This is a genomic window from Streptomyces anulatus, assembly GCF_000721175.1.
Taxonomy (GTDB): Bacteria; Actinomycetota; Actinomycetes; order Streptomycetales; family Streptomycetaceae; genus Streptomyces; species Streptomyces anulatus_C.
On the sequence record NZ_JOEZ01000054.1, the window covers coordinates 20745 to 30432 of the forward strand.

Below are 9688 nucleotides of genomic sequence, written 5' to 3' on the forward strand. Positions count from 1 at the left end.
CCGCCCGGACGGCGGTCAGTACCCACGAGTGGTGTCCTCCTGGTCGGGATTGTGTACGCCGTCGCTCACGCGCCCACCGGGCCGCTCCTGGGCCGGGCGCGCCACGACACGTGCTCCGTTACCGGGCAGCGCGGCGGGGTGCACCGACGAGGGAGCGCCGTTACGGACGGCGGGGACGCGACCGGGCACGGACAGCGGCGAACGCTCGCCGGCCCCGGGCTGAGGCGGCACGGACATCAGCCGGTGGTCGTCCACCGCACCCGCCCCGGCCTCCTCGCGCTCCCGGTTCCCCCGGTTGCGCCGCGAGTCCTCGGGCTCCAGCGGTATGGGCGAACCACGCAGAGGCTCGTCCGCCGTACGCGGCAGGGTCAGCCTGAACTGGGAGCCACCGCCCGGCTCGCCCCAGGCCTGGAGCCAGCCGCCGTGCAACCGGGCGTCCTCCACGGCGATCGACAGGCCGAGCCCCGTTCCGCCGGTCGTCCGGGCCCGCGCCGGGTCGGCACGCCAGAACCGGTTGAAGACCCGGGTCGCCTCGCCGGGCTTGAGCCCGACCCCGTAGTCCCGGACGGCCACGGCGACCGCGCCCTGTGCCACGCCCATCCGCACCACGACGTCCCGGCCCTCACCGTGCTCGACGGCGTTGACCACGAGATTGCGCAGGACGCGCTCGACGCGGCGGGCATCAGCCTCGGCTATCACCGGCTGGTCGTCGCCGATGACCAGGATCCGGGTGCCCTTGCGCTCGGCAAGCGGCTCGGCGCCGCCGATCACCCGGTGCACCACGGCCCGCAGGTCTATCGGCTCGGCCTCCAGAGCCGCGGCGCCCGCGTCGAAGCGGCTGATCTCCAGCAGATCGGCGAGCAGCGACTCGAACCGGTCGAGCTGGTCGCCCAGCAGCTCCGCGGAGCGCGCGGTGACGGGGTCGAAGTCGGCTCGCGCCTCGTGGATGACATCGGCGGCCATCCTGACCGTCGTGAGGGGGGTCCGCAGCTCGTGCGAGACGTCGGAGACGAAGCGCCGCTGCATCCGGGAGAGCTCCTCCAGCTGCTGGATCTTCAGCTGGAGGTTCTGGGCCATCTTGTTGAAGGCCTCGCCGAGCCGGGCGATGTCGTCCTCGCCGGTGACCTTCATCCGTTCCTGGAGTTTGCCGGCGGAGAGCCGCTCGGCGATGCCGGCCGCCATCCGCACCGGTGTGACGACCTGCCGAACCACGAACCAGGCGATGGCCCCGAGCAGTACGACGACGAACAGCCCGGCGGTCGCCAGGGTCGTCTTGACCAGCGTCAGGGACTTCTCCTCCTGCGCGAGCGGGAAGAGGTAGTAGAGCTCGTAGGGGTGCTGATCGATGTCGTAGAGCCGCTTGCCGACGACGAGCCCCGGCTGCGACTCCTTGCTGTACGAGTACCGGATCATGGAGTACGTCTGGAACGCGCCCGGGCCCTTGGCCACCTCCTGACGCAGGCGCTCGGGCACGCTGGACGCCTCGACGCTGCCCGAACCGCGCGCGGCCCGGCTGCTCGCACCCTCGGACACCGAGTCCACGCTGAGCGCCACCACGTTGAAGGCGTTCTTGCCGCCGCTGGCGAGCTGGTCGACGAGCTCGGTGCGCCAGGAGGTGCTGCCGGTCACGCCGTCGGTGCCCCCGCTCCCCTGTCCGTCGGGGGCGAGGGGGGCGTTCGCCTTCTCCTGGGCCGCGGCGAAACCGCCTGCGGCCTGGGTCTGGGCGGCCTTGCCCTTGGCGTCGAGCAGGCCGTTGCGCACCTGCCCGATGACGACGAAGCCGAGCAGCAGCACGACCCCGATCGACATCAGCAGAGTGCCCGCGACCACGCGGAGCTGCAGGTTGCGCCGCCACAGCCGGACGGCGGGCAGCAGCGGACGGCGTACCCACCGCATCAGCAACCGCGGTACGGGCCCGCCGGGCGTCCGGTCCTCGAACAGCCGGCCGCCCTGCAGGAAACGGCTCATACGTGGTGCCTTCCGTCCCGGGCCGGCAGCCCGCTCCGTACGGACTCCCGGCTCACCGGGCCCCGGAGCAGCGCTGCCTCCGGCCATCTCAGCTCGGTCCGGCCTTGTAGCCGACGCCTCGGACCGTCACGACGATCTCCGGCCGTTCCGGGTCCTTCTCGACCTTGGAACGCAGACGCTGGACATGCACGTTCACCAGGCGGGTGTCGGCCGCGTGGCGGTAACCCCACACCTGCTCCAGCAGGACCTCACGGGTGAAGACCTGCCACGGCTTGCGGGCGAGCGCGACCAGCAGGTCGAACTCCAGCGGAGTCAGGGCGATGGACTGCCCCTCCCGCTTCACGGAGTGACCGGCCACATCGATGACCAGGTCACCGATGGTCAACTGCTCCGGCGCGGGCTCTTCGGACCGCCGCAGACGTGCCCTGATCCGGGCAACCAACTCCTTAGGTTTGAACGGCTTGACGATGTAGTCGTCGGCCCCTGATTCCAGGCCGACCACGACATCGACGGTGTCGCTCTTGGCAGTGAGCATGACGATCGGCACACCGGACTCGGCCCTGATCAGCCTGCACACCTCGATGCCGTCCCTTCCGGGCAGCATGAGGTCGAGCAGCACCAGGTCCGGCTTGGCCTCACGAAATGCGGCCAGTGCCTTGTCGCCGTCCGCTACGAACGACGGCTCGAAACCTTCTCCACGCAGCACAATCCCGAGCATCTCGGCCAGTGCGGTGTCGTCGTCGACGACAAGGACGCGTCCCTTCATAATCGACATCATCCCATTAGCTAATCGTTACCTGCGATGACCTGGCACACAGCTCTGCCAGTCCGACCCCCGTGACCGGGGAAATTGCGCCCTCCTCGGTGACGATCGCCGTGATCAGTTCCGGCGGTGTGACGTCGAAGGCCGGGTTGTACGCCGGGGTCCCGAGGGGTGCGACGACCATCCCGCCTCCGCCGCCGACCGATACACCCTGCGGCGATGTGAGCTCCGTCACTTCTTTCCCGGAGCGCTGCTCGACGATGATCGATGTGCCGTCCGGGGTCTCCAGATCCACGGTCGTCGTCGGCGCCACCACGATGAAGGGCACGTGGTGGTACTTCGCGAGCACGGCCAGTGGATAGCTCCCCACCTTGTTGGCCACCGAGCCGTCCGCGGCGATGCGGTCCGCTCCTATGAGCACCGCATCGACCTCCCCCGCCGCGAACAGGGACCCCGCCGCATTGTCCGTGAGCAGGCTGTACGCCAGACCGTTGCGCGCCGCCTCGTACGCGGTCAGCCGGGCCCCCTGGAGCAGCGGCCGCGTCTCGTCCACCCACAGCCGTCGCAGCCGCCCCTTCCGGTGCACCCGCAGCGCTACGGCGAACGCCGTCCCCTCACCCCCGGAGACCAGTGCCCCGGTGTTGCAGTGGGTCAGCAGCTGATACCCACGTCCCGGCAGCAGCTCGTCCAGCAGCACCTCGCCGTACTCCGCCATACGCCCGCTGGCCTGGGCATCCTCCCGGTGCAGGGCCCGCGCCTCGGCCAGCGCGGCCGCGGCGGCAACCTCGTCTCCCCGCACCTTCCCGGCGGCCTCCCAGTAGGCCGCCGCCACCCGCCGCACCCCGTAGCCGAGGTTCACCGCGGTGGGCCGCGCCCCCTCCAGCAAGCCGGCCGCCTCCGCCACGTCGTAGCCCCTCGCCGCAGCGAGCGCCACCCCGTAGCCTCCGGCGATCCCGAGGAGCGGAGCCCCTCGTACCGCCAGCGTCCGTATCGCCTGCACCAGCGCGGGAACATCGGTGCACACCAGCTCGGCTTCCTCGGCGGGCAGCCGCGTCTGGTCGAGAAGCACCAGCACGGGACCTTCCGGAGGTTCGTCCCAGCGGAGTACGGAAAGCGCGGGAGGCTCGAAGCCCACCGGCGATTGCGCGTCGTGATCAGCCATCTGTCCAGTCTGCCCGGTGAGCCGACCGCACATGAACGCGCGAAGGAGACAGAGCGGCTGGTCCGCCCCGGGCCGCCGCGTGGCACGATGGCTGCCAACCTGCCGCCCCGATGAGCGGTCAGGACGGTGAAGGAGCGAGAATGAACGACTCTCCGGGCTGGGCGTCGCCCGGATCTGCCCCCTCCGACGGCAAGGAGACGGCGATTCCCCGCCCCTCCGACCCCCAGGACGGAAGCGGCCCGACGGGACAATGGTCCTCCGAGCAGCCACCTCCCGGGCAGTGGTCCCCACCGAGCAACCCCGGCAGCGGCCCCGGAACCCGGCCGCCCGCACCCGGCTGGGGCGGCGGCCCGCAGCGACAGGGCTGGGCGGGCCCGCCGCCTGCCGCGAAGCCCGGCGTCATCCCGCTGCGCCCCCTGAGCCTCGGCGAAATCCTCGACGGCTCCGTGTCCGCCCTGCGTGCCCATTGGCGTACCGCACTCGGCTTCAGCCTCGCTGTCTCCGTGGTCACCCAGATCGGCATCATCCTCATGCAGCGCTACCTGCTGCCGGAACCGACCTCCGTCGACCCGAACGCCACCGGCGCCGAGGCCCTCCGCCAGACCGCCGATTCGGCCCGCTCGACACTGATCTCCCTCGCTCCGGCCTCCCTCGTAACGATGATCGCCACGCTCTTCACCGCGTCGATCGTCACCGTGGTCATCAGCCGCTCCGTGCTGGGCCGTCCCACCACGCTCTCCGACGCCTGGGCCGAGGCCCGTCCGCGGGTCCTCCCGTTGCTCGGGCTGACCGTCCTGGTGGCCTTGATCATGGCCGCGATCATGACCGTGGGCGTCGGCCCCGGCCTGCTGCTGGGCTCCGAGGCCGGAGCGGCACTCGCCTTCCTCGGCTTCGCCGCCGCCTGCGTCGTGATGCTGTGGCTGAACGTCAGCTTCGCCCTCGCCGCCCCCGCACTGATGCTGGAACGGCAGACCATCGTGGCCGCGCTGCGCAGGTCGGCGAAGCTGGTCCGCGGCGCCTGGTGGCGCACCTTCGGGATCCTCGCCCTGACCTGGCTGCTGACCTTCCTGCTGACGTTCCTGGTCTCCATTCCGTTCGGCATCATCGCGGTGATCGCCGACGGAACCGACGTCAGCGACTTCTTCAGCAGCACGCCTCCCTCCGTCGGCTGGCCGTTCCTGATCGTCACCGGCATCGGCGAGGTGATCGTCTCGACACTGATCTACCCCTTCGTCGCAGGCGTCATGGCCCTCCTCTACATGGACCAGCGCATCCGCCGCGAAGCCCTCGACCTCGACCTCGCCCGGGCCGCGGGCCTGCCCGGCTACGACTCCGACACCACCAGGAGCTGATGCCGTGTCGCGGGCGGGGGGCATGACCGCAGCCCGGCGGGACAGCGCAGCGGGCGACATACCTGTGGACACTCCACGTCTCCCCGCACGGGAGGCGGCCGAGAGTGAGCTGTCCAAACCGATGTACCACGAGAACGACCCGAACTTCCTCCAGCGCGCCCTGAACCAGTTCTGGGACTGGGTCGCCGGAGTGTTCGACGCCGCCGCGGGCGCCGCTCCCGGCGGCCCGGCCGGACTCGTCGTCCTGGTCGTCATCGTCATCGGCCTTGCCGCAGCTCTCTGGTGGCGGCTCGGCACCCCGCAACGCTCCTCCCGGAGCGCGGACGCCCTCTTCGACAGCGACGGCCCCCGCAGCGCGGCCCAGCATCGCGAGGCGGCCGAAACCCACGCTGCGGCTCTGCGCTGGACCGCAGCCGTCCAGGAGCGCATGCGCGCGATCGTCCGGTCCCTGGAGGAGCGCGCCCTGCTCGACCCCCGCCCCGGCCGCACCGCGGACGAAGCCGCGGCCGAAGCGGGCCGTACCCTGCCCGAGCACACCGCCCGGCTGCGCGCCGCCGCCCGGAGCTTCGACGACGTGACATACGGCGGCCGCATCGCGGACCAGCCGACATATCTGTCCCTGCGCACCCTCGACCTCGAACTCGACGAGGCAAAGCCGCTGCTGCCCGGAACCCCCCGAGGAGTCACCGGATGACCACGGCGACCACCGCTTCCCCCACCTCGACGGCGCCCACACCCGGCCAGGTCTGGACCCGCACCCGAGGCATCCTGGCCGCCGTCCTCATCCTCGTCGTCGCCGGCATCACCTTCGCCGCCGTACGCTCCGGAACGAACTACGGACAGCTCGACCCCCGCTCCGCGGACCCCAAGGGCAGCCGTGCCGTGGCCGAACTCCTGAAGGCACGCGGCATATCCGTCACCGTCGCCACCACCCTCGCCGAAGCCACCGCCGCGACCGGCCCCGAGACCACTCTCCTGGTCGCCGGCCCGAACCTCCTGACGCGTTCGCAACAGCTCAGCCTGGACGAGGCGACCTCCTCCGCCTCCGCAGGACGCACCCTGCTGATCGCCCCGGGGCCGGGAGCCACCGCCAGGCTCGCTCCCGGCGTCCGCGCCGAACCCCACCACCCTGTCAGTGTTCTCGCCCCGTCGTGCGAGCTCCCCACCGCCCGCAGGGCCGGCACAGCGGACCTCGGCGGCATCCGCTACACGACGCAGGCCCCAGGGGCCGTCGCCTGCTACCCGAGCGCGGGCCTCCCCAGCCTGGTCGTCCTCCCGACCGGGACGAGCGGCGACACCGTCATCCTCGGCTCCCCCGACTTCCTCCACAACGAGCGTCTCGACCACCAGGGCAACGCCTCGCTCGCCCTGCAACTCCTCGGATCCCGGCCCCATCTCGTCTGGTACCTCCCCTCTTTCACAGATCCATCCGCAACCGCCGATGACGAAGCCTCCGGTGACGGGAACGAAGAACGAGCGGAGGACGGAGCGAGGGACGAAGCGGCCGACGAGAGCAGCTTCCTCGACCTCGTCCCATCCGGCTGGCTTTGGGGAACGCTTCAACTCACCCTCGCCGCAGTCCTCGCCGCCGTCTGGCGGGCCCGCCGACTCGGTCCCCTGGTGACAGAACAGCTGCCGGTAGCCATCCGCGCATCCGAATCCGCCGAAGGCCGCTCCCTCCTCTACCGCAAGGCCAACGCCCGCGACCGGGCCGCCGACGCCCTCCGAGCCGCCACCCGCACACGCATCGCACCCCTCACCGGAGTGCCCGCCCGTGATGCGCACACCCCCGACGTCCTCCTCACCGCCGTGTCCGCACGCATCACCGCCCCGGACGACCTCAGCTCTCTGCTCTTCGGCACGGCTCCCACCACCGACGCCGCCCTGGTCCTCCTCGCCGATCAACTCGACGCCCTCGAAAGAGAGGTACGCACTTCATGAGCGCCCCGACCCCTGAGCCGGCCGTGCCCACGGTGCCCACTGCGGCTCCTGTGAGGCCCGCGGAACCGGAGCCGTCCGACAGCGCCCGCGCGTCCTTGGAGGCTCTGCGCTCCGAGATCGCCAAGGCCGTCGTCGGCCAGGACCCCGCCGTCACCGGACTGGTCGTCGCGCTACTCTGCCGCGGTCACGTACTCCTCGAAGGCGTGCCCGGTGTGGCCAAGACCCTGCTGGTCCGCGCACTCGCCGCCTCACTCGAGCTCGACACGAAGCGGGTCCAGTTCACCCCCGACCTGATGCCCAGCGACGTCACGGGCTCGCTGGTCTACGACGCGCGGACCGCCGAGTTCTCCTTCCAGCCCGGCCCCGTCTTCACCAACCTGCTGATCGCCGACGAGATCAACCGCACCCCTCCCAAGACCCAGTCCTCCCTCCTTGAGGCCATGGAGGAGCGGCAGGTCACCGTCGACGGAACGCCGCGGCCACTGCCTGACCCCTTCCTCGTCGCCGCGACCCAGAACCCCGTCGAGTACGAGGGCACCTATCCCCTCCCCGAAGCCCAACTGGACCGCTTCCTGCTCAAACTGACGGTCCCGCTCCCCTCGCGGCAGGACGAGATCGACGTCCTCACCCGCCACGCCGACGGATTCAACCCGCGCGACCTCACGGCCGCCGGGATAAGGCCCGTCGCCGGACCCGCAGATCTGGAGGCGGCTCGCGAAGCCGTCGCGAAGACGACCGTGTCCCCCGAGATCGCCGGCTATGTCGTGGATATCTGCCGTGCCACGCGCGAATCCCCCTCGCTCGCCCTCGGCGTCTCCCCCCGGGGCACCAACGCACTGCTGTCGACCGCCCGCGCCTGGGCCTGGCTGACCGGCCGGGACTATGTCATCCCGGACGATGTGAAGGCCCTGGCGCTCCCCACGCTCCGTCATCGCATCCACCTGCGGCCCGAGGCGGAAATGGAAGGAGTCACCCCGGACTCCGTCATCGCCTCAGTGCTCGCCCACGTCCCCGTACCCCGATGAGGCGGTGACCATGGCCCTCACCGGACGTACCGCGCTGCTGGCCGCCCTGGGGTCACTCCCCGTAGGCATCCTCGCTCCCAGCTGGACCGGGATGCTCGCGGTCAACGCCCCGCTCTCTCTGGCAATTCTGTGTGACTATGCCCTGGCCGCGCCAGTGCGCACGCTTCGATTCACTCGATCCGGTGACACATCTGTTCGACTTGGTGACGCGGCAGAAGTGCAACTGACAGTAACCAACACCTCGCGTCGGCGTCTGCGCGCCCAGCTGCGGGATGCCTGGCCCCCCAGCAGCTGGACGTCGGGCACCGAACACCGCGCTTCCCGTCACATGCTGACGGTCCCCGCCGGCGAACAGCGACGCCTGGTCACGGTGCTGCGTCCGACCCGGCGCGGCGAACGGCGGGCGGAACGCATCACGGTCCGTTCGTACGGCCCGCTCGGCCTTGCCTCACGTCAAGGGCAGCACCGGGCCCCGTGGACCGTACGCGTGCTGCCGCCGTTCACCAGCCGCAAGCATCTGCCTTCCCGGCTCGCCCGGCTCCGTGAACTCGACGGCCGTACCAACGTTCTGACACGCGGTGAAGGCACGGAGTTCGACAGTCTGCGGGCCTACGTGCCGGGGGACGACACCCGCTCCATCGACTGGCGGGCCACCGCGCGCCAGTCCGCCGTAGCGGTCCGGACGTGGCGCCCCGAGCGTGACCGGCACATCCTGATCGTCCTCGACACCGGGCGCACGTCTGCGGGCCGGGTGGGCGACGTCCCCCGTCTCGACGCCTCGATGGACGCCACACTCCTCCTCACCGCACTCGCCACCCGGGCGGGCGACCGCGTGAGCCTCCTGGCGTACGACCGCCAGGTCCGAGCTCGGGTCCAGGGCCGGACGGCCACGGGAAATGTTCTGGGCACCGTCATCAACACCCTGGCCACGCTGGAACCCGAGCTCATCGAGACGGACGCCCGCGGCCTCAGCAATGCCGCCCTCACCGACGCCCCCCGCGGTTCGCTGATCGTTCTCCTCACGACGCTGGAGGCCGCCCCCATCGAGGAGGGGCTCCTCCCGGTGCTTCCTCAGCTCACCCAGCGCCACACCGTGCTGCTGGCCGCTGTCTCCGACCCGCGGATCGAGGAAATGGCCGATGGCCGGGGAACGGTGGACTCGGTGTACGACGCGGCAGCCGCCGGCCGGGCCCAGGCGGACAGGCGCCGCACGGCCGACCGGCTCCGGCGCCACGGCGTCGTCGTCGTGGACGCCACCCCGGACAACCTCGCTCCCGCACTTGCTGACATGTACTTGGCCCTGAAGGCCGCAGGCCGCCTCTGAGAGATCCGAGGGGCATCAGCCTGCTCCAGGTGATGCCCCTCGTCGCCGATCACACCGGGAACGCAGAAAAGCCCCGCACCAAAAGGTGCGGGGCTTTCCCGGAAAAATTGTTCGGCGGCGTCCTACTCTCCCACAGGGTCCCCCCTGCAGTAC

Annotated in this window: 8 protein-coding genes; 5 read left to right on the plus strand and 3 right to left on the minus strand. The window is 70.9% G+C overall.

Annotated features, from left to right (window positions below):
* Positions 1-15: 15 nt before the first annotated feature.
* The 3 genes from mtrB to mtnA are packed head-to-tail and all read right to left on the minus strand — an operon-like array spanning position 16 to position 3893.
* Positions 16-2055 (minus strand): MtrAB system histidine kinase MtrB, encoded by a 2040-nt coding sequence (gene mtrB / locus IG90_RS0136745; protein WP_033895017.1) that lies wholly within the window; start codon positions 2053-2055, stop codon positions 16-18.
* 1 nt (position 2056) lies between these two features.
* Positions 2057-2746 (minus strand): two-component system response regulator MtrA, encoded by a 690-nt coding sequence (gene mtrA, locus IG90_RS0136750; RefSeq protein WP_007448372.1) that lies wholly within the window; start codon positions 2744-2746, stop codon positions 2057-2059.
* Positions 2747-2750: 4 nt separating this feature from the next.
* Complete coding sequence (gene mtnA / locus IG90_RS0136755; protein WP_078585126.1) at positions 2751-3893, minus strand: S-methyl-5-thioribose-1-phosphate isomerase; 1143 nt, start codon at positions 3891-3893, stop codon at positions 2751-2753.
* 140 nt (positions 3894-4033) lie between these two features.
* Here mtnA and IG90_RS0136760 point away from each other — a divergent pair, with 140 nt between their 5' ends.
* The 5 genes from IG90_RS0136760 to IG90_RS0136780 are packed head-to-tail and all read left to right on the plus strand — an operon-like array spanning position 4034 to position 9535.
* The gene (locus IG90_RS0136760; protein ID WP_030594827.1) at positions 4034-5245 is read left to right on the plus strand and encodes a DUF7847 domain-containing protein; all 1212 of its coding nucleotides are present in this window, start codon (positions 4034-4036) and stop codon (positions 5243-5245) included.
* Between the two features lie 4 nt (positions 5246-5249).
* Entirely contained in the window at positions 5250-5939 is a 690-nt protein-coding gene (locus tag IG90_RS0136765) for a DUF4129 domain-containing protein (protein ID WP_030594830.1), read from the plus strand.
* A complete protein-coding gene (locus tag IG90_RS0136770) occupies positions 5936-7186 on the plus strand; it encodes a DUF4350 domain-containing protein (protein WP_030594833.1) in 1251 nt (416 codons plus the stop codon). The genes IG90_RS0136765 and IG90_RS0136770 overlap by 4 nt, the downstream gene beginning before the upstream one ends.
* Positions 7183-8211 (plus strand): AAA family ATPase, encoded by a 1029-nt coding sequence (locus tag IG90_RS0136775; RefSeq protein WP_030594835.1) that lies wholly within the window; start codon positions 7183-7185, stop codon positions 8209-8211. Before IG90_RS0136770 ends, IG90_RS0136775 begins: the two co-directional genes overlap by 4 nt.
* A gap of 10 nt (positions 8212-8221) precedes the next feature.
* Complete coding sequence (locus IG90_RS0136780) at positions 8222-9535, plus strand: DUF58 domain-containing protein (RefSeq protein WP_030594838.1); 1314 nt, start codon at positions 8222-8224, stop codon at positions 9533-9535.
* Positions 9536-9688: the final 153 nt, after the last annotated feature.